The following is a 20,008-nucleotide window of genomic DNA, read 5'->3' as shown; positions in this document are numbered from 1 at the left end:
CCCCCCCCCCCCCCCCCCCCCCCCCCCCCCCCCCCCCCCCCCCCCCCCCCCCCCCCCCCCCCCCCGCCCCCCCCCCCGCCCCCCCCCCCCCCCCCCCCCCCCCCCGCCCGTGGACCCGTCGTCAGGCCAGCGTGGCCGCGTCGATCACGAAGCGGTAGCGGACGTCCGAGGACAGCACGCGCTCGTACGCCTCGTTGACCTGGTCGGCGCTGATGAGCTCGGTCTCCGGCAGGATGTCGTGCTCGGCACAGAAGTCGAGCATCTCCTGGGTCTCGGCGATGCCGCCGATGGCCGAACCGGCCCAGCTCAGGCGGCGCGGGATGAGCGCGAACGCCGGGACCTCGAGCGGCTCGGACGGGGCGCCCACGTTGACGAGCGTGCCGTCGACCTTGAGCAGCCCGAGGTAGGCCTTCATGTCGAGCTTCGCCGAGACGGTGTTGATGATGAGCTCGAACGACTGCGCGAGCTGCTCGAACGTGGCCGGGTCCTTCGTCGCGTGGTGGGCCTTCGCGCCGTAGCGGAGCGAGTTGGCCTCCTTCGACGTGGTCTGCGACAGGACGGTGACCTCGGCGCCCAGGGCGACGGCGATCTTGACGGCCATGTGGCCGAGGCCGCCCATGCCGACGACCGCGACCTTCGAGCCGGGGCCGACCTTCCAGTGGTGCAGCGGCGAGTAGGTGGTGATGCCGGCGCAGAGCAGCGGCGCGACCTTCTCGATGTCGAGCGACTCCGGCACCTTCAGGACGAAGTCCTCGTTCACGACGACGGCCTGCGAGTAGCCGCCCTGCGTGATCGAGCCGTCGGCGGGGTCGACGCTGGCGTAGGTGCCGGTGTTGCCCTCGAGGCAGTACTGCTCCTGGCCGGCACGGCACTGCTCGCACTCGCCGCAGGAGTTCACCATGCAGCCGACGCCGACCCGGTCGCCGACCTGGTGCTTCGTGACGTTCGCGCCGACCTCGGTGACGTGGCCGACGATCTCGTGGCCGACGACCTGCGGGTACTGGATCGGACCCCACTCGCCGCGGACGGTGTGGATGTCCGAGTGGCAGATCCCGGCGTAGGCGATGTCGATCATGACGTCGTCGGGGCCGACGTCACGACGGGTGATGGTGGTCTTGACGAGCGGCTCGGTGGCCGACGGTGCCGCGTACGCGTTGACGGTGCGCATTGGTCTCCTCGTGGGGGTGCTTCTCGGGTCGGGTGCGACCCGCTCCCCAGTGTGGTCCCGCGCCCCGGGGGCAGGGAGGTTGCGTCGGGGTACCCCTCGTGCGCCCGGGCGGGCGTGTCGGCCACGCCCCGGGCGCTCAGCCGACGAGCCGCGCCAACCGCTGCCCGGCGATCGTCGCGAAGCGCAGCGGGTCACGCAGGGCGTCGTCCGGCTCACCGGTCGTCTGCGTCGCGAGCACCACGAGCGAGGCCGCCGCCGCGAAGTCGTCCAGCCGCGCCTCGATCTCGCCCGCGACCAGCACCACCCGGGCCCCCGGCGCGTGCTCCGTCGCGAGCGCCCGGACCACCGTCGGCACCTTGCCCGCGGCACTCTGCTCGTCGAAGCGTCCCTCGCCGGTGACCACGACGTCGGCGCCGTCGAGCAGCGACGGGAGTCCGAGCACGTCCGCGACCGCGAGCGCTCCCGGTGCGAGGGTCGCGCCCCAGGCGAGCAGCCCGAAGCCGACACCGCCCGCGGCACCGGCACCGGGCGTCGCGGGGTCGACCTCGGGCAGGCTGCGTGCCCAGGCGGCGAGCCGCTCCTCGGACGCCGGGGCAGCGTCCGGCGTGATGCCCTTCTGCGGTCCGAACACGGCCACCGCACCGGCCGGTCCGAGCAGCGGTGACGTGACATCGGACAGGACGACCACCCCACCGGCGGGCAGGGGCCGGAGCCCCGACCGGTCGACCGCGCCGGAAGCACCGACGGCGAGCCCGAGCGCCTCGAGCACCGGGCGTCCGCCGTCGGTGGAGGCGCTGCCCCCGATGCCCAGCACGAGCCCGGTCGCGCCCGCGTCGAGCGCCGCCGCGATCGCCTCGCCGAACCCTCGGCTCGTCGCGGTCTCCGGGAGCAGTGCCCCGCCCAGGAGCGGCAGCCCGCTCGTCGCCGCGAGCTCCACCACGGCCCGGCCGTCGGGCAGGCGCAGCCAGTGGGTGTCGACGGGGGTGCCGGCCGGCCCGGTCACCGTCACGGGCACGTGTTCGGCCGCCGGGTACGCCGCGGCGAACGCGTCGAGCGTGCCCTCGCCGCCGTCGGCCATCGGCACGGTGACGACGTCGTCCTCCGGCCGTTCGTCGAGCCACCCGGCCCGGACCGCCCGCGCGGTGTCGGCGGCCGTGGCGGTGCCCTTCAGGGAGTCGGGAGCGATGACGACGCGCACCGGACCACCGTAGCGGGGCGGCGGGCGGTCAGAGGGCGAAGCGGGGGATCGGCTCGCCACCGGTCGCCAGGTCGGCGAGGACCTCCCCGAGCAGCGGCGCGAACTTGAACCCGTGGCCCGAGAACCCGGTCGCGACGGTGAGTGGTCCGCGCCGGTCGATGACGAAGTCCTCGTCCGGCGTGGTGTCGTACAGGCAGCTGATGAACGTCGGGCGTGTGGCGTCGACGCCGGGGACGTACCGGGCGACGTAGGCCTGCAGCCGCGCTGCCTCCTCGGGCACGGGGCGCTTGTCGCGGGCGTCGGGGTCGACGACCGGGCCGGTGCCGTGGAACCCGACCTTGACGCCCTCGCCCGGGGTCAGCAGCCCGTACACGTCGTCGCCGTCGGCCCAGTGCACGAACGACGGCCAGGCCTCGTCCGGCAGGTGGCTCGGGAAGTGGGCGGGCTGCTCCTGGGTGACGCGGACGGCCGGGAGGCGCGCCCCGCGTGCGGCGAGCACGTCACCCACCAGCTTGGGCGCCCAGGACCCCACCGCGGCCACCACGCTCGCCGTGCGGACCGCCGTGCCGTCGCCGAGCGTCACGGTGACCGCGTCCCCGTGGTCCGCGACCGCCGCCACCCGGGTGCCGAACCGGAGCTCGGCGAGGCCCGTCCGCTCCGCCAACGTCAGCAGGAGCTCGATCGTGTCGGCCGACCGGATGCGTCCGGCCGTCGCGTGGGTCAGGACGTGCCCCTCGAACGCGATGCCGGGCCAGCGGGCCGCGGCGGCCTCCGGGGTCAGGGTCTCGTGGGGGATCCCGGCGTCCGCCAGCGCCGCGGCGATGGCGTCGACCACCTCGGGCCGGCCGTGGTCGACCGCCCCCGTCCGGTCGAGCAACGTCGTGCCGGTCGTCGACTCGAGGGCGTCCCAGAGCGCGAGCGCGCGGGTCGTCAGCGCGACGTACTCCGGGTCGCTGTAGCCCTGCCGGAAGATCCGGGTCGCGCCGTGCGACGAACCCTCGAGGTGTCCGCGAGGGTGCTGCTCGACGAGCAGGACGCGCTCGCCGCGGGCGGTCAGGGCCCAGGCCGCGGCGGCGCCGACCACGCCGCCGCCGATCACCACGTGCCCGTCGAACCGGGTCTCGTCCGGCTGTGTCCCGTCCATCAGGGCAGCGTAGTGCGGCGTGGTGACCGCCCGGCGCTCAGCCGACCGGCACCGTCTCGCGCCGCTTCTGCCGCCAGGGCGTCGCCGGGGCGTCCTCGCCGTTCCACACCTGCACGACGCCCCACCCGGCGGCGATGAGCGGCACCGCGAGCAGCGCGCCGGTCACCCCGCCGAGCACGGTGCCCGCGGTCAGCCCGACCAGGATGACGAGCCCGTGCAGCCGCAGCGTCCTGCCCATGAGCACGGGCTGCAGGAAGTTGCCCTCGATCTGGTTGACGAGCACGACGATCGCGACGACGATGACCGCTTTCACCGGCCCGAGTGCGACGAGGGTCACGAGCGCCGCGAGCGTGCCGGCGATCGGTGCGCCGATCATCGGGATGAACGAGGTCACGAACGCCACCACCGCGAGCGGGATCGTCAGCGGGACGCCGAGCACGGCGAGCCCGGTGCCGATCGCGACCGCGTCGAAGGCGGCGACGGCGGCCGTCCCGCGCACGTACCCGCCGAGGGTCGTCACCACGCGGTCGCCGATGCGGCGCGCACGGTCGTACTGCTCGCCGGTGAACGGGCGGAGCAGGAACTCCCACAGCGCGGGGCCGTCCTTGAGGAAGAAGAACAGGATGACCGCCATCAGCACGGCCCCGGTGACGACGTTCGTCACCGCCGAGATGCCGGCGATGGCCCCCGCCCCGAACCGGGCACTCGTCACGAAGTCGACGACACCGTCCACGGCGTCCTCGATCTGCCCGTCGGTGATGCGCACGGGCAGCTCGTGGAGCAGGTCCTGCACCTGCTGGAGCCCGTCGACCGCCGAGTCCTGCAGCGAGGACCACTGGTTCGCGACGGCGGCGACGAGGAGCCACAGGACGCCGGCGAGCACCGCGAGGACGGCCACGAACGCGATCGTCGTGGCGAGCACCGACGGGACCCCGTGCCGACGGAGCCAGCCGACCAGCGGGTGCAGGGCCGACGCGATGATGAGCGCGAGCAGCACCGGGATCGTGACGAGGCTCAGGGTGGTCGCAGCGGTGACGATCCCGCCGAGGACCACGACGATCACCACGGTCTGCAGGCAGCGCACCGCGAGTCGGCCGTACGGGTCGGTCCAGGTGCTCGGGCGGACGCTGGTCGGCGCGGGGGAGCGGCGCAGGTGCATGGCGGGGTCTTCCGGGTCGTGCTGACGGGGGTGGAACGACGGGAGGCGCGGTGCCGGCCGGCACCGCGCCTCCCGTCGTCGTGGAGCTCGTGGACTACGCGCGGCTCCCGCGGCGGCCCGTGATGAGGCCCCAGATCACCAGCACGACGAGCGCGCCGAGGATCGCGATGATCCAGGACTGGATGCTGAAGAAGCCGTCGTAGCCGACGTTGAAGACCGCGCCGCCGATCCAGCCGCCGATGAGGGCGCCGATGGCGCCGAGGACGAGCGTGGCGAGCCAGCCGCCGCCCTGCCGACCGGGGAGGATCAGCTTGGCGATGGCGCCGGCGATGAGGCCGAGGAGGATGAAGCCGAGGAAGCTCATGGGTGGTCCTTTCGTTGTGCGGACGTGCGTGATGTGTGGGTCCGGGACGCCGGAGGTGGGGTGAGCCGCTCGGGACTGGAGCACGAGGGCCGCCGGCTCCGTCGGGAGCCCACACGGTGCATCGACCGTTGACGCGTTCGTCCAACGAGGTCTACCAGGCGCTGCCCGGGCGGGTTCGGAGCCGCGTGTACCTCATCGAGGCGTCAGCCCTGCTCGTCGGTGTCCTCCCGTGCGCGTCGCTGCTCCTCGGCGAGCTCGGCGCGGAGTCCTCGACGGCCGGCGAGCCGTTGCAGGAGCTTCCTGAGGAAGAACGCCTCCATGACGACGGCGATCACGAACCCGGAGAGCGCGAACACGACGTGGGCGGCGTCGGAGCCGCTCGTGAGGACGATCGTGGGGAAGCCGACCACGAGCGCAGCGCCGCCGACGACGTTCCACCAGCACGCGACGATCCCGTCCGGCATGCGGTTCGACAGTCGCGGGTCGTCCGACGGATCGGTGCGATCCCACCAGGACGTCATGCACGCAGCGTAGCGAGGCTGACGACGGGCATCAGGAGGAGCAGTGGAGCGAGTGACGGGAATCGAACCCGCGCTACCAGCTTGGGAAGCTGGAGTTCTACCATTGAACTACACTCGCGCATCCCGTCGGACGGGACGCAGCAAGCCTAGCGGATTCTCCGCTGGACGCCAGCCGAACGCACGCCGCACGGTCCGCGGCGGCGGTGGGCCGGGCCTCCCGGTCGGTCCGGCCCGGTCGCCGTGTCTCCCCTGTGAGGTCCCCTGGCCGACGGACACGTGTCGTCGGCGTGTGTACCGTCCAGGGGGTTCCGACGCCCTACCGGAGGAGGACCCGGATGGTCAGGCATCCCCTCATCGACGACGTGGTCGGCCCCGCCATCGTGGTCCGCTCCGCATCGCCGGTCGTGTGGTTGACGGAGTCGCTCGCCTCGCTGCTCCGTCGTGCGTCCGAGTCCGGCCGCACGGTCGTGCTCCGCACCGGCCAGGAGGCATCCGTCACCCCCGCCCTGCGGCACGCGCTGGGCGTGCACCAGGCAGCATGGGCCGTGGACGGTCCCGACGGCAGCATGCGGGACGGCCGCACCGGCGTCGCCGCCGCGGGCATCGAGGACTTCGTCCGCCGCGGGCCGGAACTCGTCGGTCCGCCGACGCCGGGACACCTCGCGTCGCAGGACTCGGTCCGCCAGATCAGCATCGACCTGACCCTGCGCCACCACGCCGGTCGGTCGGTCGACATGGGGACCGCGATCGAGGCCCTGTGCGAGACCGTCGGCACCTGTCCGACCCACTGGGGCACCAGTGAGCCGCTCACGGTGCCGTGGGACCGCTGGGTCGTCACGCAGTACGCCAAGCACGAGGCCCCGGAGGTCTCGACCTCGTACGCGCACGGCGAGGGGTTCTCGGCGACCATGACCGCGCACCTGCTCGACGGTGTGGTCGTCGAGACGATGTCCGCGGTGCTGACGATTCCCGAGCACGGTGCCGACCCGGCCCTCGCGTCGCGGCTCCTGGACGCGGTGCACCGCGTCGCCGACCAGGTCGAGCCGGTGTTCGGTGTCGTGATGCAGCGCCGCGGGGACGCCGACCACCTGGTCCGCGCCGTTGCCCACGAGGAACCGACCCCGCTGGCTGTCGTCGTCGGCCCGGAGGCGGCGGAGTTCCTCGACCGTGCCGGCGAGTGGCCGCCACCGCGCACGTCGACCACGGGCTTCGGCGGCGGTGGGCTGGTCGTGCGCTTCGACGACGGGTGGGAGGCACTCGAGTCGTTCCTCGACCGCATCGACGAGGACCGCTTCCTGCAGCTCGTCGGTGGTGCTCCGCTCGACCCCGCACACGACGAGGGCGCGCTGGACGGCCACGACCGTGGGTCGCACGCCACCTCCGGACGGAGCACGGGCGGTCAGGGTGCCGCGTGACGTGACACTCCTCTGCCGTGGACCGGTGGAGACCCGCGACGTCGCCGAGGCGCTGCTGCTGCACGACGAGTCGTGGGGCGTCCGAGCTCTCGACGACGGTCCGGTGCTGCAGGTCTGCCGCGACGCGACGCACCCGGTGATCACGGTGCTCGGCGTCCGACGAGTCGACTCGATCGACGAGGTCGCGCGGATCCTGCCGGACGCCCCGACGCTGTCCGCGCCGCTGTGGTGGGTGGACACGGTGACGCCGTTCGGGCCGGAGGGCGAGCCGGGTGTGACCGCTGCGCTCGAGGCGTCGATGGAGCTCGACGCCGTCTGCATCGTCCACGGCGACTGACCGGACGCAGGGCTGGGACCCCGCCCGGGGCCCGGGGGATCGGCGTCAGTCGCGCTTGCTCATGGCGGCGAGCCGCTCGTTGTAGGCCTTGAGGTCCGCGTCGCCGTCGCGCTCCGCCTTGCGGTCGAGGCGCTTGGCGTCCCGCTTGTCCGTCCGCACCCAGTTGCGCACCACGAGCAGCGCGACGAACACCATCGGCAGCTCGGACGCGCCCCAGGCGATGCCACCGCCCGTGTGCTGGTCGGCGAGCAGTGCCCGGTCGTCGGTCTGGCCGAGGGCGTGGAACCAGTCGGCCGCGAAGACGGACTGCGAGGTCATCACCGCGACGCCGAAGAAGGCGTGGAAGGCCAGGGTCGCCAGCAGCGCGATGATGAGGATCGGGTACTGCGGGCGCTTCGGACCCGGGTCGACGCCGACGAAGACCCAGAAGAACAGGTACCCGCTGAAGACGAAGTGCACGACCATCACGACGTGCCACTCGTGCGACTGCATCGCGTACTGGAACGCGGGGGTGAAGTAGAACACCACGAGCGACCCGGCGAAGATGACACCGGCGACGGCGGGCTGCGCGAGGAACTGCATCCACCGCGAGTGCGTGAAGAGCATGAGCCACTCGCGAGCGCCGCGCGACCCGTCGTTCCGCACCGGCAGGGTCCGCAGCGCCAGGAGCACCGGCCCGCCGAGCACGAGCGGCAGCGGCACGAACATCATGAGCAGCATGTGCTGGAGCATGTGCGACGAGAAGTGCACCATGCCGTAGACCGCCGGCCCGGCCGAGGTGGTCCAGATGAACAGCGCGCAGCCGAGCAACCACGCGATGGTCCGGCCGACCGGCCACGAGTCGCCGCGCTGCTTGAGCTTCCGCACCGACAGGAGGTACCAGCCGGCACCGACGACGGCGATCGCCAGGTACACCCAGTCGATGTGCCACTGCGTCAGGTAGGTCTGCACGGTCTGCGCCGGCGGGTACGTGTACCCGAGCAGGCCGGAGCGGGTGTCCTGCCCGGTCTCCGGCGTCTGCGGGATCGGCGGCTGCGAGCGGGACACGGCGACCGAGACGCCGATCGCGACGGCCATGAAGACGACCTCGGCCAGGGCGAACCGCACGAAGAGCTTCCGGTCGAGCGGCGCGCGGAGGAGACCCGGCACGAGCTTGCGGCGCTGGGCGAACCCGGCGAGCCCGAGCAGCACGAGGATGACGACCTTGACCGTGATGAGCCAGCCGTACGTCGTCGTGACGAGGTCGGCGGGCCCGGTCAGGCGGAGCGAGGCGTTGACGATGCCCGAGAAGGCCACCGCGGCGAAGGCCCAGCCCGCGAGCGTCGAGTAGCGGGCGACGACCCGGCCGGTGGCGCCCTTCGTCCGGGTGCGGAGCAGCAGTACGGCGACGAGACCGCCCGCCCAGACGCACACGGCGACCAGGTGCACGGCGAGCGAGTTCACCGCGTTCGCGTGCTCGAGGGCGCCCGCGGCGTGCCCGGAGAGTGCGAGGGGCAGCAGCGCGAAGAGCGCGGCGACGGTGGCGACCGCGAGCGTGGTGACCCGGGTGGCGAACGCGGCGACGAGCGTCGCGACGAGGATCGCCGTGGCGGAGACGACGAGTGACTGGCCGATCTCGACCTGGAACGCGAAGAGCAGGAAGTTGCGGGCGAACACCGGGCTGGTGAGCGGGACGCCCAGGGTGTTGGCGCCGGTCAGCACGATGCCGACGGCGGCCGCCAGGAACCACACGGCACCGGCTGCGGCACCCCACCGCGCGGCTCGGTGCTGCACGCTCGACATCGCACCGTGGTCCGCCTTCTTCGCGGGCAGTGCGAACGCAGCGACGATGAGCAGGCCGATGGCCAGCGCGGCGGTCGTGTCGTGCACCACGCGGGCGACCGGCAGGCCGTACTCGACCAGGTCACCGGCGGAGACGAGCTGCTGCGACGCGGTGAAGGCGCCGGTCACGGTCATGCCGAGCACGGCACACGCCACGGCGAGGGGGATCGCGATGACCAGGACCGTCGCGACGGTGGTGGATCGCGCGGTGGTGGGGGCGGGGTCGGGTGCCGTGTCCCCGGGCTGCGTGGCGGCTGACGTGACGGTCATGACCGTCCAATGGTAGGTCGCCCGCCTGACACCCCGGTCCCAGTCCGGGACCGTCCCGCTCCCGACTCCCGACGTTCGATGGGCCGTCAGTCGCGGTGCTCCCAGATGCCCTCGCTGCCGACCCCGACGAACCCGACCGCCTCGTTGACGTCGAGCATCGGCCGGTTCTCCTCGGCGTTGGAGGTGACGATCGACGGCCGGCCCGGGAAGTCCCGCTCGACGGTCTCGATCCCGACCACCTTGAGGAGCCGTCCGAGTCGGTGCCCGCGGTGCTCGCGGAGCACGAGCGTGTCCCACTGCATCACGGCCCGAGTGGGATCGTCCGGCACCTTGAGCTGACTGAAACCGGCCAGGGTGGTGCTCTCGACGTGTTCGACGGCGACGGTCAGCATGGTGTGCGGCCCGCTCGCGAGCTGCTCTTCGGACTCCCGGACGCGGTCGGCGGTCCAGACGTCCTCGGGCTCCTGCATGTCGCCCTCCGGCGCGTCGGTGCTCATCCGGGTGTGCAGCAGCGCGAGGTCGTCGAGCCACCGCTCGGGGGTGGCGCCGGTCCACGTGTGCACTCGGTAGGCCAGTCCGGCCGCCGTCGCGGCGCGGTCGTGCAGCTCCCGGACGACGGAGACGTCGGCGGGGAGCCCGAGCCGACTGATGCGGTTCACCTGCCCGAAGCGCCAGCCGCGTCCGGTCAGGAAGCGCACCGCCGCCTCGTCCTCGGGGACGGCGCCGGAGCCCGTCGGGGCCTGGCGGTACCCGGGCCCGTCGCCGGGACCGACCTGCCGCGAGACCGCGTACGTCTTCCACTGCGTGCGGCCCTCGGTCCGGGCGAGCTGCTCGAGGTGGTCGGCGAGCAGCGTGCCGAACCCCCGGCGTTGTCGGTCGGGGCGGACACCCACCGACAGCCAGCAGTTCGTCGTGCCCGGCTCGATCTTCGAGTCGTACGAGCCCGCGGCCACGACGTCGCCGGTGTCGTCGCGCACGACGAACAGGCGGCTCGGCGATCCCGGCTCGTGGCACATCGGCAGGTACTCGGCCGGGGTCCACGGCAGTTCGGGCAGCCCGTGCACCGCGACCTCGGCGGCATCGGACACCGCGAGCCAGTCCGAGAACGCCCGCACCAGCTCCGGATCGTCGTCCATCGTCGCCGGCACGACGAGTTCCTCGACGACGAGCTGCCCGTCGACCGTGTCGGTGTGGTCGGCCATCGTTGCCCCCTGTGGTCGGCCGGTCGGACGGCCGTCGTCCGCCGCCCGGCAGGGCAGCCTCGCAGCATACCGGTGGCCGGACCCTGCCGCTAGGGTTGCTGCGTGCTGCTCTCCGACCGCGACATCACCGCCCAGCTCGCCGAGGGGCGGATCGGCCTCGACCCGTACGACTCCTCGCTCGTGCAGCCGTCGAGCATCGACGTCCGCCTCGACAAGTACTTCCGGCTGTTCGACAACCACAAGTACCCGCACATCGACCCGGCAGAGGACCAGCCCGAGCTCACCCGTCTCGTCGAGACCGACCCGGACGAGGCGTTCGTGCTGCACCCGGGGGAGTTCGTCCTCGGTTCGACGTTCGAGGTCGTGACGCTGCCGGACGACATCGCCGCACGCCTCGAGGGCAAGAGCTCGCTCGGTCGCCTCGGCCTCCTGACGCACTCGACGGCGGGCTTCATCGACCCGGGCTTCTCGGGCCACGTCACGCTCGAGCTGTCGAACGTCGCGACGCTGCCGATCAAGCTCTGGCCGGGCATGAAGATCGGGCAGCTCTGCTTCTTCCAGCTCTCGAGCCCGGCGGAGAAGCCGTACGGCTCTGCCGAGTACCAGTCGCGCTACCAGGGCCAGCGTGGTCCGACCCCGTCGCGCTCGGCGCTGAACTTCCACCGCGCGGACGTCTCGCAGCGCGACTGACCGCGGACGGGGCCGATCACGCCCGCCCGGAGGCCGCCGCAGGACCGGTGATGTACTACTGCGCGGCGAAATGTCGCACTCTGTGTATCGTTGCTGCATGGCCGAAGCACCGACCCGTGCGCCGCAGCCGGTGGTGGCGTCCGAGATCATCCGCGACGCCCGACTGCGCGCCGGACTGACCCAGGTGCAGCTCGCCGCTCGCGCCGGGGTCACGCAGAGTGTGATCAGCACGTACGAGAACGGTCGGCGGGAACCGTCGCTCGCGGCACTGCAGCGGCTCGTCCGTGCTGCGGGGTTCGAGGCATCGGTCGACCTGCTCCCGGTGGACGCGCCGCCTCCCCTGGTCGATCGCATCGCGGCCGCGCGCGACGCCCTGATCGCGGCGGTGGAGCGCAACGGCGGTGCCGCACCCCGCGTCCTGTGCACCACCGGCTCCCGGCGGCGAGCCGAGTCCGTCGGGCTGCTCGTGGACCTCGAGCCCGGTGCCGGCATCTTCACCCTCATGCGGATCCAGGACGAGGCGGAGCGGCTGCTCGGTGTCGACGTCGAGGTGCTCGACGCCCTGTGCGCCGGGTCGGACCTGCACCGTGCAGCGGTCCCGCTGTGACGGACGCCACGGGACCGGAGGTGGACGAACGGCTCGACGCGGTCGTGCGCGCGTGCGAGGCGATCGAGCGCTACGTCGCGGACGCCGCTCCGTCGGACGTCGTGCTCGACGCGGTCCGGATGCGGTTGGTCGAGATCGGCGCGGTCGTCGCGGCCCTGCCCGGTGTCCTCACGGCGGCCGAGCCCGAGATCCCGTGGGCGCGTCTCGCGGGCGTGGGGGACCGGTTGACCGGCCGACGCCGGGGGGTGACCTCGTCGGTGCTGCTGTGGACGGCACGCGTCGACGTGCCACGGCTGCGGGAGGCGGCGGAGCGGCTGCGCGTGACAGGTGCGACCCACGTCCTTCCGGGCGATCCGGCGCACCCGGACGGCGAGCCCTCCGACCCGGCCGGCTGACGGACGGGAGGCCCGTGGCGGCCGCGCCCCGTGCCTCCCGTCCGGCGCTCCGTCCGTCCCGCGAGACGGGGGCGTCTGCGCGAGACGCACCGCGGCCACCGAGACGCCCCCGGAACCGGAGGCGTCTCGCGGGCGTGGCGGCGCCTGGCGGCCACGCCGGCGTCTCGACGCCGGCGTCCCGGGACGCGGGAAGGCCCCGTCTCGCCGGAGCGAGACGGGGCCTTCCTCGTGCTGTGGTGCTGTGGTGCTGTGGTGCTGCCGTGGAGGGGATCAGCCCTTCTTGGCGAGCTCCTCGAGGGTGTCGTTGCCCTTGTAGGCCTCGACCGCGTTCTCCTTGGTGACCAGGACCGGGGTCAGCTCGACGGCCGGCACGACCTTCTTGCCGTTGTCGTTGTTCTTGTCCTCGGTGGTCTTCGGGGTCTTGCCGTCGGCCAGGTCGGAGACCAGGTCGATCGCGGCCTGCGCCTCTTCGGTGGTGTTCTTGTAGATGGTCGAGTACTGCTCGCCCTGCATGATCAGCGGGATCGAGGCGGTCTCGGAGTCCTGACCGGTGACGACCGGGTTCGGCTTACCAGCAGCCTTGGTGGCGGTCAGGATGGCGCGGGCCAGGGTGTCGTTCGGCGACAGGACGCCGTCGAGCTCGGTGTTCGTGTACGACTTCGTCAGGATGTCGGTCATGCGCGACTGGGCGTTCTGCGCGAGCCAGCCCTGGGTGTTCGTCTTCGAGAACGAGGTCTGACCCGAGACGACCTTGAGGGTGCCGTCGTCGATCTTCGGCTGGAGCACGTCCATGGCGCCGTTGAAGAAGACCTTCGCGTTGGCGTCGTCGGGCGAGCCGGAGAAGAGCTCGATGTTGTACGGGCCGCTCGACTTCTTGGCCTTCATGCCGTCGAGCAGGGCCTGGCCCTGCAGCTGGCCGACCTTGAAGTTGTTGAACGCGACGTAGTAGTCGACGTCGTCGGTGTTCAGGATGTTGCGGTCCCAGGCGATGACGACGGCGCCGGACTTCTTGGCGGCGGCGACCTGCGTGCCGAGCTGCGAACCGTCGGCGGCACCGATGATGATCGCCTTCGCGCCCTTGGTGACCATCGACTGGATCTGGCCCTGCTGGTCCGGGACCGGGTTGCCGGCGTTGGCGTACTGGATGTCGGCCTTGAAGCCGGCGTCCTCGATCGACTTCTCGAACGCGGCACCCGCGAGGACCCAGTTCTGCGAGGTCTTGGCGGGGAGCGCGACGCCGATCAGGTCGCCCTTCTTGATCTGGACGTTCGAGGCGCCGCCCGACGAGTCCGAGCCGGCGTCCGAGTTGCCGCGGGCCGAGCAGCCGCTGAGGGCCAGACCCGCGACGAGTGCCAGGCCGATGCCGGCGATGAGCTTCTTGCGCATGAGATTGCTTTCTCTTCGTTGAGGAGTGGTGCTGTGTGGTGCGGGGATCGTGCGGGCGGCCACCGGAGCGGCCGCCCGCCACGTGTTACTGGACGTTGACCTTCTCGGGCTGGTCCTCGATGGTCCGCGGCTGCTGCGCGGCCACCGTGTTCTGTTCGGTGTCCTTGCGTTGGAACTGCTTCAACATCCCGCCGATGAGGGACGGACGACCCTGCGACTTCGAGTAGACGTCGAAGGCGACGGCGACGAGCAGGACGAGACCGCGGATGATCTGGACGCGGTTGGACTCGAGGCCCACCAGCGACAGACCGTTGGACAGCAGGGCCATGACGAGACCACCGATGATCGATCCGGAGATCGTGCCGATGCCACCGGCGACCGCTGCACCACCGACGAACACGGCGGCGATCGCGTCGAGCTCCCAGCCGGTGCCGTCCGCGGGGCCCGAGGCACCCGAGTAGCCGACGAAGACCATGCCGGCGACGGCGGCCAGGACGGACATGTTCATCATGACGAAGAAGTTGACCTTGCGGGCGCTGACGCCGGACAGGACGGCGGCGTTCGCGTTGCCACCGACCGCGTAGACCTGGCGGCCGAAGATCGTGTTCTTGGTCAGGAAGCCGTAGACGATGGTCAGGACACCGAGGATGATCGCGACGATCGGGATCGACGTGCCGGCGGGGCCGGCGGCGAACAGGTAGGTCGCGACGAGGGTGACGGCGACCAGGATGCCCGTGCGGACGATCGAGACCCAGAGCGGGACGAGCTCGGCCTGCATCTTCTTGCGACGCTGGCGGCCGCGGAACTCGAGGAAGACGAGCACGAGGCAGGTGACGATGCCGAGGATGAGCGTGCCGTTCGAGAACCCGAAGTCCGGGCCGAAGTCGGGCAGGAAGCCCGAGCCGATCTTCGCGTAGTCGTCCGGCACCGGCTGCGACGTCGAGTTGCCGATGATCTGGTTCGCACCGCGGAAGATGAGCTGGCCGGCCAGGGTCACGATGAAGGCCGGGACCTTCACGAACGCCACCCAGAAGCCCTGCCAGGCACCGACGGCTGCACCCACGGCGAGGCCGAGGATGATCGCGGCCCACGCCGGGAAGTTCCACTGCGCCATCGACTGGGCGACGATGATGCCGGTGAACGCCGCGACGGACCCGACCGACAGGTCGATGTGTCCCGCGATGATCACCATGACCATCCCCAGCGCCAGGATGAGGATGTAGGAGTACTGCAGGAACACGTTGATGATGTTCGTCGGCTCGAGGATGAGCCCGTTCGTCAGGATCGAGAACAGGATCAGGATCGCGATGAGCGCGATGATCATGCCGTACTGGCCGATGCTGTTGCCCTTGCCGAACAGCAGTTTCAGGTTCTTCATGAGATCAGTGCGCCCTTCCGCGCGGAGGTCATGCTGCGCATGAGGGTCTCGGGGTCGGCCTGGTCCGCGGGGACGTCGGCGGTGATCTGGCCCTCGAAGATCGTGTAGATCCGGTCGGAGAGGCCGAGGAGTTCGGGGAGCTCGGAGGAGATGAGGATGATTCCCTTCCCCTGTGCCGCGAGCTGCTGGATGATGCCGTAGATCTCGAACTTCGCGCCGACGTCGATGCCGCGGGTGGGCTCGTCGAGGATCAGCAGGTCCGGGTCGGTGAACATCCACTTGGACAGGACGACCTTCTGCTGGTTCCCGCCGGACAGCTTGCCGACGTTCTCCTCGACGGTCGGCACCTTGGTGCGGAGCATCTTGCGGTAGCGCTCGGCGACGTCGTACTCCTCGAGGGAGTCGACGACACCGGCCTTCGAGATCTTCGGCAGGTCGGCGGCGACCGTGGAGCGCTTCACCGTGTCGAGCAGGTTCAGACCGAGGGCCTTGCGGTCCTCGGAGACGTAGCCGAGGCCGTTCTGGATCGCCTGCTGGACGTTCGCGATCTTGATCTCGCGGCCGTCCTTGATGATCTGGCCGTCGATGAAGTTGCCGTACGAGCGGCCGAAGATGCTCATCGCGAGCTCGGTGCGGCCGGCGCCCATCAGGCCCGCGAAGCCGACGATCTCGCCGCGGCGGACGTGGAAGTTCGAGCCCTTCGCGACCAGGCGCGAGGCGTCCTGCGGGTGCTGGACGGTCCAGTTCTTGACCTCGAAGAAGACCTCGCCGATCTTCGGCGTGCGGTCCGGGAACCGGCTCTCGAGCGAGCGGCCGACCATCCCGCGGATGATGCGGTCCTCGTTGACGCCGTCGCCCTTCACGTTGAGCGTCTCGATCGCCTTGCCGTCACGGATGATCGTGATCTCGTCGGCGATCTGCTCGATCTCGTTGAGCTTGTGGCTGATGATGATGCTCGCGATGCCCTTGGACTTCAGCCCGACGATGAGGTCGAGCAGGTGCTGCGAGTCGTTCTCGTTCAGGGCTGCGGTCGGCTCGTCGAGGATGAGGAGCTTGACGTCCTTGTGCAGGGCCTTCGCGATCTCGACGAGCTGCTGCTTGCCGACACCGAGGTTCTTGATCTGCGTGTCCGGGTCCTCGTCGAGGCCGACGCGGGCGAGCAGGTCCTGGGCGCGGAGCTGGGCGCTGGTCCAGTCGATGACACCGAAGCGGCCGGGCTCGTTGCCGAGGAACAGGTTCTCGGTGATCGACAGCTCGGGGATGAGCGCGAGCTCCTGGTGGATGATGACGATGCCGGCCTGCTCGGACTGCTTGATGTCCTTGAAGCGGACCTCGTCGCCCTCGTAGACGATCTCGCCGCTGTAGGTGCCGTACGGGTAGACGCCCGACAGCACCTTCATGAGGGTGGACTTGCCGGCGCCGTTCTCGCCGCAGATCGCGTGGATCTCGCCGGCGCGGACGCTGAGCGACACGTCCGAGAGCGCCTTGACACCAGGGAACTCCTTGGTGATCGACCGCATCTCGAGGATGGTCTCGGCGCTGGTGACGGACCTGGTGGCCAGGTCCGGTCCCTGTGGGGTTGACGCCACGGTGCATCTCCTTCTGCCGCTGCGGTGCGGCAGTCCTTCGGATGGTGAGGTGCGGCATCGAGGGCGCAGGAGTGCCTGCGTGGACCTCGTTGTCGCGTCCGGTGTCCTGCTCGGTGTGACGGTCATGTGACCGTTCACATCGGCGGAACGGAGGTAATTTACGCACAGCCCCGTCGCGGCTGTCAATTCGGTTCGGTCGCGTTTTCGTAACGGCCCGCGTGATCCGGCGGAATCCGCGTCCTGACGCCCCCCGAGGTGGGGTGGTCGGGCGTCACGCAGGGCGGACGGGAGGCGCGGGGCGGGGCTGCCACGGGCCTCCAGGCCGACGCGTGGTCGCGTCAGCGGCGCCGGGGTGCGCCCGTCGATCCGCGCACCACGAGCTGCGGCACGAGGTCGACCGGACGGAGCGTGTGCCCCTCGGACGGCAGGAGCAGTTCGACGCAGCGCCGACCGAGCTCGGGGAAGTCGACCTCCACCGTGGTCAGCGGCGGCCAGAGGTGCTTCGCCTCGGGGATGTCGTCGTAGCCGACCACGGACAGGTCACCCGGGACGTCGAGCCCGTAGGACCGCGCCGCGTGCATGACCCCGAGCGCCATCGCGTCGTTCGAGCAGAAGATCGCCGTGCAGTCCCGGTACCGCAGGAGCTCGCGGCCCGCGTGGTAGCCGAAGTCCGCGGTCCAGTCGCCCAGGATCGGCGGCACGACGGGCATGTCCCGGTCGGACATCTCGCGCAGGAACCCCTGCATGCGGGCCTCGGCCTCGATCCAGTCCTGCGGCCCGGCGATGTGCCGGACGTACTCGTGGCCGAGGTCGAGCAGGTGCGCGGTCGCCAGCCGGGCGCCCTCCATCTGGTCGATGAAGAGCGTCGAGCGCTCGTCCCCGCCGCTCGTGCGGAGCGCCACGTAGGGCGTCCGCATCCCGAGCTCCTCGATGAGGTCGAACACGCGCTGCTGCGGCGCGATGACGATGATCCCCTCGACGTCCTGGTCGAGCAGGTGCCCGAGGCCGTCCCGGACCGCCTCGTCGGTGGCCGCCGCGATGTTCGCGGTCGTCACCGAGTAGCCGCGCGTGACGGCGGCGTCCTCGATCGCCTGCATCGTCGCGGCCGGTCCGTAGTGGGAGCGCTGCGCGGTGAGCACGCCGATGGTGTGCGTCCGACTGGTGACCAGGGCGCGCGCGGCGCGGTTCGGCCGGTACTGCAGCTGCTCCATCGCGGCGAGCACGCGGTCCTTGGTCTCGGCGCGGATGGCGTCCGAGTTGTTGAGCACGCGCGACACCGTCTGGTGCGAGACGCCGGCGACCCGCGCGACGTCACGGATGCTGGGCGAGCGCGGTTGCTGTGTCCGCGGTGACGCCATCGTTGCTCTCTCCTGCTCGGGGCCGTGGCACCTCGATGTGCACGTTCACATTCCGAGCCAGATCATTATGCACGTCCCCGCGCTGCACGCCAGCCGTACCCGTCTCAGAGCCAGTTGCGCTTCCGGAACACCAGCCACAGGATCCCCGCCAGGGCGAGCATCGCCACGATCGCGACCGGGTAGCCGTACCGCCAGTGCAGCTCCGGCATGTGGTCGAAGTTCATGCCGTAGACGCCGGCGATGAGCCCCGGGGCGAAGAGGATGGCCGCCCAGGACGAGATCTTCTTGACCTCCTCGCCCTGGCGGTGCGCGGCCCGGGCGAGCTGCCGGCTCTCCTCGCCCTGCGCCAGGGAGGCGCTCGTCATCCGCCGCATCGCCTCGTTCTGCTCCTGCGTCACGAGGGTCGAGTGCAGCGTGAGGGCGTTCTCGAGCAGCGCCCGGAACGAGTCCACCCGCTCCGTCACGCGGAGGGCGTGGTCGAGCACGTTGCGCAGGCGGTGCTGCACCTCGTCGTCGACGCCGTACTTGTCGGCGCCCCGGAGCAGCCCGCGCACCATCGCCGGCACCGGGGCCGTGGCGCGCTGGAACCCGAGCACCTCGCTGAGCAGCTGGTAGATGCGCTTCGAGACGCCGGGGTCGACCTGGCCCGCGAACAGCTGGTCCTCGATGGCGTCGACCTGGTCCTGGATGACCTCGACGACCGGTGCGTAGCCGTCGACGATCTCGTCGAGCACGGCGGCGGTGACGGCTTCGGACCCCGTGGCGAGGAACGCCGGGTCGGCCTCGACCCGGCAGCGGACGGCGGCGAGGTCGGGCTCCTCGGCGTGCCGCACGGTCACCACGAACCGCCGACCGACGAAGAGGTGCACCTCGCCGAACTCCACCTCGTTCGTGTCGGCGCGGTGCCAGGCGGGTCGGAGCACCAGGAAGAGCGTGTCGCCGTACCGCTCGAGCTTGGCGCGCTGGTGTCCCTTGCGGGCGTCCTCGACGGCGTTCTCGTGCAGGTCGAACTCGGCGGCGACGGCCTCGAGCTCGGCGTCGTCGGGGCGCAGCAGGCCGATCCAGGCGAGCGTGCCGTCCGCGGCCGTCGCCGTGGTGGTGACCGGGTCGGTGTCCGTGGCCCGGGGCAGGGTCGCTGGACCGCCGATGCGACGTCCTGCGACGTAGACGGCGTCGTCGATGCGTGCCATGTCGTGCTCCTCGTGCTCGGGAGCAGGCAGGCGCGATGCTCCGCGACGGAGCAGGGCGAGCACGGGCACCGGTCGAGCCGGTGCGGAGCGTGCGTCAGCGAACGGGCACGGTGACGACCGGGGCGGTCGTCCGGCCCGATCGAGGATGGTCACCCGACATCGCGCCTCACCTGCCCTTCTCGTCGTCCGCGGTCGCCAGGGCGCGACCAGCGGGCCACGTTACCCGGAGGGTGGACGTGCGTCGAGTGAGCGATCGCTCAGCGGGTGACGCGCAGTCCCTGCTGCTCGAGCTCCGTGAGCTGCCACCCGAGCCAGGGGCTCCAGGCGAACGGTGCCGCGGCGACCGATGCCCGCAGTTCGTCCTCGGAGAGCCAGGCGTACTCGGCGACCTCGTCGTCCGCGGGGGCCGGGACGTCGTCGGTCACGGCGCGGAACACCGGGCAGACCTCGTTCTCGACGATGCCCGAGGCGTCGACCGCGCGGTACCGGAAGTCGGGCAGCACGAGCTCGACGTCGCGCACGGTGATGCCGAGTTCGCGGGAGGCGCGGCGGGCGACGGCGTCCTCGAACGCCTCGTGCGGTCCGGGGTGCCCGCAGAACGTGTTCGTCCACACCCCCGGCCAGGTCTTCTTCGACAGGGCGCGACGGGTCACGAGGACCTTGCCCTCGGCGTTCCGCACGTGGCACGAGAAGGCGAGGTGGAGCGGGGTGTCCTCGGTGTGCACCGCGAACTTCTCGGCGGTGCCGATGGGAGTGCGGTCTTCGGCGAGCAGGACGACGGATTCCGGGAAAGTGTTCATCTGCCCCGATAGGTTA

General features: G+C 71.3%; 19 protein-coding genes and 1 tRNA gene. 5 read left to right on the top strand and 15 right to left on the bottom strand.

Going from position 1 to position 20,008, the window contains the following annotated elements; all coding sequences use genetic code 11:
- Positions 1–121 precede the first annotated feature (121 nt).
- The 7 genes from PIJ49_RS15065 to PIJ49_RS15035 form a co-directional block, all read right to left on the bottom strand.
- A complete protein-coding gene (locus PIJ49_RS15065) occupies positions 122–1,168 on the bottom strand; it encodes an NAD(P)-dependent alcohol dehydrogenase (RefSeq protein ID WP_271826969.1) in 1,047 nt (348 codons plus the stop codon).
- Positions 1,169–1,304: 136 nt separating this feature from the next.
- Complete coding sequence (locus tag PIJ49_RS15060; RefSeq protein WP_066651833.1) at positions 1,305–2,366, bottom strand: glycerate kinase; 1,062 nt, start codon at positions 2,364–2,366, stop codon at positions 1,305–1,307.
- A 28-nt stretch (positions 2,367–2,394) separates the two neighbouring features.
- Positions 2,395–3,510 (bottom strand): FAD-dependent oxidoreductase, encoded by a 1,116-nt coding sequence (locus PIJ49_RS15055; RefSeq protein WP_271826968.1) that lies wholly within the window; start codon positions 3,508–3,510, stop codon positions 2,395–2,397.
- 37 nt (positions 3,511–3,547) lie between these two features.
- Entirely contained in the window at positions 3,548–4,669 is a 1,122-nt protein-coding gene (locus tag PIJ49_RS15050) for an AI-2E family transporter (RefSeq protein WP_271826966.1), read from the bottom strand.
- A gap of 94 nt (positions 4,670–4,763) precedes the next feature.
- On the bottom strand, positions 4,764–5,033 hold the full coding sequence (locus tag PIJ49_RS15045; protein ID WP_271826964.1) for a GlsB/YeaQ/YmgE family stress response membrane protein: 270 nt from the start codon (positions 5,031–5,033) through the stop codon (positions 4,764–4,766).
- Between the two features lie 203 nt (positions 5,034–5,236).
- Entirely contained in the window at positions 5,237–5,554 is a 318-nt protein-coding gene (locus PIJ49_RS15040; RefSeq protein ID WP_271826963.1) for a hypothetical protein, read from the bottom strand.
- A gap of 44 nt (positions 5,555–5,598) precedes the next feature.
- A tRNA-Gly gene (locus PIJ49_RS15035) sits at positions 5,599–5,672 on the bottom strand.
- A gap of 217 nt (positions 5,673–5,889) precedes the next feature.
- On the opposite strand from PIJ49_RS15035, the gene PIJ49_RS15030 reads away from it, so the two are divergent.
- Complete coding sequence (locus PIJ49_RS15030) at positions 5,890–6,969, top strand: DUF6177 family protein (RefSeq protein ID WP_271826962.1); 1,080 nt, start codon at positions 5,890–5,892, stop codon at positions 6,967–6,969.
- A 25-nt stretch (positions 6,970–6,994) separates the two neighbouring features.
- Entirely contained in the window at positions 6,995–7,306 is a 312-nt protein-coding gene (locus PIJ49_RS15025; protein ID WP_209684196.1) for a hypothetical protein, read from the top strand.
- A gap of 45 nt (positions 7,307–7,351) precedes the next feature.
- Here PIJ49_RS15025 and PIJ49_RS15020 read toward each other — a convergent pair whose 3' ends face one another.
- Both PIJ49_RS15020 and PIJ49_RS15015 read right to left on the bottom strand, forming a co-directional pair.
- Positions 7,352–9,397, bottom strand: a complete 2,046-nt coding sequence (locus PIJ49_RS15020) for a bifunctional copper resistance protein CopD/cytochrome c oxidase assembly protein (RefSeq protein ID WP_271826961.1) — start codon at positions 9,395–9,397, stop codon at positions 7,352–7,354.
- An 86-nt stretch (positions 9,398–9,483) separates the two neighbouring features.
- Positions 9,484–10,599 (bottom strand): GNAT family N-acetyltransferase, encoded by a 1,116-nt coding sequence (locus PIJ49_RS15015; RefSeq protein WP_271826960.1) that lies wholly within the window; start codon positions 10,597–10,599, stop codon positions 9,484–9,486.
- A gap of 102 nt (positions 10,600–10,701) precedes the next feature.
- Between PIJ49_RS15015 and dcd the strand changes: the two genes are divergently transcribed.
- The 3 genes from dcd to PIJ49_RS15000 all read left to right on the top strand — a co-directional run bounded on the left by dcd (position 10,702) and on the right by PIJ49_RS15000 (position 12,291).
- Positions 10,702–11,289 carry a dCTP deaminase gene (dcd, locus tag PIJ49_RS15010; protein WP_209684193.1) on the top strand — a complete coding sequence of 196 codons (588 nt, stop codon included), beginning with the start codon at positions 10,702–10,704 and terminating at the stop codon, positions 11,287–11,289.
- Positions 11,290–11,386: 97 nt separating this feature from the next.
- Positions 11,387–11,896 carry an XRE family transcriptional regulator gene (locus tag PIJ49_RS15005; protein ID WP_271826959.1) on the top strand — a complete coding sequence of 170 codons (510 nt, stop codon included), beginning with the start codon at positions 11,387–11,389 and terminating at the stop codon, positions 11,894–11,896.
- A complete protein-coding gene (locus PIJ49_RS15000) occupies positions 11,893–12,291 on the top strand; it encodes a HepT-like ribonuclease domain-containing protein (protein ID WP_271826958.1) in 399 nt (132 codons plus the stop codon). Before PIJ49_RS15005 ends, PIJ49_RS15000 begins: the two co-directional genes overlap by 4 nt.
- Before the next feature lie 270 nt (positions 12,292–12,561).
- Here the strand turns inward: PIJ49_RS15000 and PIJ49_RS14995 are convergent, their stop codons facing one another.
- The 6 genes from PIJ49_RS14995 to idi all read right to left on the bottom strand — a co-directional run bounded on the left by PIJ49_RS14995 (position 12,562) and on the right by idi (position 19,992).
- The gene (locus PIJ49_RS14995; protein ID WP_066651861.1) at positions 12,562–13,677 is read right to left on the bottom strand and encodes a substrate-binding domain-containing protein; all 1,116 of its coding nucleotides are present in this window, start codon (positions 13,675–13,677) and stop codon (positions 12,562–12,564) included.
- 85 nt (positions 13,678–13,762) lie between these two features.
- Positions 13,763–15,055: a multiple monosaccharide ABC transporter permease gene (gene mmsB, locus PIJ49_RS14990; protein ID WP_209684191.1), complete on the bottom strand. Its 1,293-nt coding sequence runs from the start codon at positions 15,053–15,055 to the stop codon at positions 13,763–13,765.
- A complete protein-coding gene (gene mmsA, locus PIJ49_RS14985; protein WP_209676583.1) occupies positions 15,052–16,575 on the bottom strand; it encodes a multiple monosaccharide ABC transporter ATP-binding protein in 1,524 nt (507 codons plus the stop codon). Before mmsA ends, mmsB begins: the two co-directional genes overlap by 4 nt.
- A 407-nt stretch (positions 16,576–16,982) precedes the next feature.
- Positions 16,983–18,002 carry a LacI family DNA-binding transcriptional regulator gene (locus PIJ49_RS14980; protein WP_066651865.1) on the bottom strand — a complete coding sequence of 340 codons (1,020 nt, stop codon included), beginning with the start codon at positions 18,000–18,002 and terminating at the stop codon, positions 16,983–16,985.
- A gap of 104 nt (positions 18,003–18,106) precedes the next feature.
- On the bottom strand, positions 18,107–19,192 hold the full coding sequence (locus tag PIJ49_RS14975) for a magnesium and cobalt transport protein CorA (RefSeq protein ID WP_271826957.1): 1,086 nt from the start codon (positions 19,190–19,192) through the stop codon (positions 18,107–18,109).
- A gap of 257 nt (positions 19,193–19,449) precedes the next feature.
- On the bottom strand, positions 19,450–19,992 hold the full coding sequence (idi, locus tag PIJ49_RS14970; protein WP_271826956.1) for an isopentenyl-diphosphate Delta-isomerase: 543 nt from the start codon (positions 19,990–19,992) through the stop codon (positions 19,450–19,452).
- Between the last annotated feature and the right edge of the window lie 16 nt (positions 19,993–20,008).

The sequence above is a fragment of the Curtobacterium uvaldense genome, from assembly GCF_028307415.1.
In the GTDB taxonomy this organism is placed as follows: Bacteria; Actinomycetota; Actinomycetes; order Actinomycetales; family Microbacteriaceae; genus Curtobacterium.
The sequence above is the reverse complement of the archived record's forward strand: the minus strand, read 5'-3'. Positions and strand labels throughout refer to the sequence as shown.

Excerpts from the sequence above, each read along its gene's own strand:
- PIJ49_RS15065 (WP_271826969.1), bottom strand. The coding sequence starts at position 1,168 with ATGCGCACCGTCAACGCGTACGCGGCACCGTCGGCCACCGAGCCGCTC.
- PIJ49_RS15055 (WP_271826968.1), bottom strand. The coding sequence starts at position 3,510 with ATGGACGGGACACAGCCGGACGAGACCCGGTTCGACGGGCACGTGGTG.
- PIJ49_RS15050 (WP_271826966.1), bottom strand. The coding sequence starts at position 4,669 with ATGCACCTGCGCCGCTCCCCCGCGCCGACCAGCGTCCGCCCGAGCACC.
- PIJ49_RS15045 (WP_271826964.1), bottom strand. The coding sequence starts at position 5,033 with ATGAGCTTCCTCGGCTTCATCCTCCTCGGCCTCATCGCCGGCGCCATC.
- PIJ49_RS15040 (WP_271826963.1), bottom strand. The coding sequence starts at position 5,554 with ATGACGTCCTGGTGGGATCGCACCGATCCGTCGGACGACCCGCGACTG.
- PIJ49_RS15030 (WP_271826962.1), top strand. The coding sequence starts at position 5,890 with ATGGTCAGGCATCCCCTCATCGACGACGTGGTCGGCCCCGCCATCGTG.
- PIJ49_RS15020 (WP_271826961.1), bottom strand. The coding sequence starts at position 9,397 with ATGACCGTCACGTCAGCCGCCACGCAGCCCGGGGACACGGCACCCGAC.
- PIJ49_RS15015 (WP_271826960.1), bottom strand. The coding sequence starts at position 10,599 with ATGGCCGACCACACCGACACGGTCGACGGGCAGCTCGTCGTCGAGGAA.
- PIJ49_RS15005 (WP_271826959.1), top strand. The coding sequence starts at position 11,387 with ATGGCCGAAGCACCGACCCGTGCGCCGCAGCCGGTGGTGGCGTCCGAG.
- PIJ49_RS14995 (WP_066651861.1), bottom strand. The coding sequence starts at position 13,677 with ATGCGCAAGAAGCTCATCGCCGGCATCGGCCTGGCACTCGTCGCGGGT.
- mmsB (WP_209684191.1), bottom strand. The coding sequence starts at position 15,055 with ATGAAGAACCTGAAACTGCTGTTCGGCAAGGGCAACAGCATCGGCCAG.
- mmsA (WP_209676583.1), bottom strand. The coding sequence starts at position 16,575 with ATGCGGTCGATCACCAAGGAGTTCCCTGGTGTCAAGGCGCTCTCGGAC.
- PIJ49_RS14980 (WP_066651865.1), bottom strand. The coding sequence starts at position 18,002 with ATGGCGTCACCGCGGACACAGCAACCGCGCTCGCCCAGCATCCGTGAC.
- PIJ49_RS14975 (WP_271826957.1), bottom strand. The coding sequence starts at position 19,192 with ATGGCACGCATCGACGACGCCGTCTACGTCGCAGGACGTCGCATCGGC.
- idi (WP_271826956.1), bottom strand. The coding sequence starts at position 19,992 with ATGAACACTTTCCCGGAATCCGTCGTCCTGCTCGCCGAAGACCGCACT.